This is a genomic window from Burkholderia sp. HMSC10F09, from assembly GCF_001806955.1.
GTDB classification, from domain to species: Bacteria; Pseudomonadota; Gammaproteobacteria; order Burkholderiales; family Burkholderiaceae; genus Burkholderia; species Burkholderia multivorans.
In genome coordinates this window covers 1-1,188 of the sequence record NZ_KV786804.1, presented here as the reverse complement: position 1 = coordinate 1,188, position 1,188 = coordinate 1, and the positions used below count along the sequence as shown (strand labels likewise).

Here is a 1,188-nt window from a genome sequence, read left to right as displayed (position 1 = left end):
GACCGCGCCGCCCGCGAGCGGTGCCGTGGCCGGCGCACCGGCCGCCGCGGCACCACCCGGCGGCACGACGCGCAGCAGCTGATCGACCTCGATCTGATTCGGGTTCGACAGATTGTTCCACGCGGCGATGTCGCGATAATTCTGTCCGTTCTCGAGTGCGATCCGGTACAGCGTGTCGCCCGGCTTCACGCGGTAGAAACCGGGCGGCGGCGGGCCGAGCGGCACCGCGGGCTGCGCGGCGGCCGTCGTGCCGAACGAACCGGAGCGGTCGACGACGGGCGCGTTGTCGAGCCGCGTCGCACAGGCGGCCAGTAACGTGGAGAACGCGGCCACGCAGATCGCGCGCTGGGCGAGCGTAAGCGGTTCCCTGGAACGGTTGTTTTGCATCGCGCGCAACATACTCATCGGTTTCAAATCACTCCGGATTTTAAAGGGACAAAGAAAACGCGATCAAGCCGAGACTCCCGCCACTGCGCGTGCGCGACGCGCTCGACGAGCGTGAGGACCTGCGGCTGCCCGCTCTGCGCACCGACCGGCGCGATGAGGCGCCCGCCGATCGCGAGCTGCTCGAGCAGCGCCTGCGGCACGTCGAGCCCCGCGGCTGCGATCACGATCGCATCGAACGGGGCGGCGGACGGCAGGCCGACACGCCCGTCGCCGTAGTGCAGACGGATGTTCGGCACGCGCAGCGGCCTCAGGTTCAGCTTCGCGCGCTCGTACAGCGGCTTGATGCGTTCAATCGAATACACGTCGCGCGCCACGTGGCTCAGCACCGCGGCCTGATAGCCGCAGCCGGTGCCGATTTCGAGGACGCGCTCGAGGGAGCGGCCGGCCATCGCGAGCTCGATCATGCGCGCGACGACCGACGGCTTCGAAATGGTCTGCTGGTGGCCGATCGGCAGCGCGGAATCCTCGTAGGCCTGCGTCGCGAGGCCGGGATCCACGAACAGGTGGCGCGGCACCGCCGCCATCGCCGCCAGCACGCGCGCGTCGGCGACGCCGTTCGCACGCAGCCGTTCGACCATGCGCTCGCGCACGCGTTCCGAGGTGAGCGCGAACGCGCCGGCGGGCGCCGAACTCGGCGCGATCGGGCGCGGTGCCGCAGGCTTCGGCAGCGTCGGCTTCGGTGCGGTGGCCTTCGGCGCCGTCGCGGGCTTCGCGGCGGCCGGGCCGGCCGGCACGCCGCGC

General features: G+C 71.3%; 2 protein-coding genes. Both read right to left on the bottom strand.

From position 1 onward, the window contains the following. Nucleotides 1-405, bottom strand: a 405-nt coding sequence (locus tag HMPREF3115_RS19960) for a LysM peptidoglycan-binding domain-containing protein (protein ID WP_141751706.1), incomplete at its 3' end; no start/stop codon positions are given. A 5-nt stretch (nt 406-410) separates the two neighbouring features. Continuing rightward, nucleotides 411-1,188 (bottom strand): protein-L-isoaspartate(D-aspartate) O-methyltransferase (locus HMPREF3115_RS19955; RefSeq protein WP_070555718.1); only part of this gene is annotated, 778 nt, incomplete at its 5' end.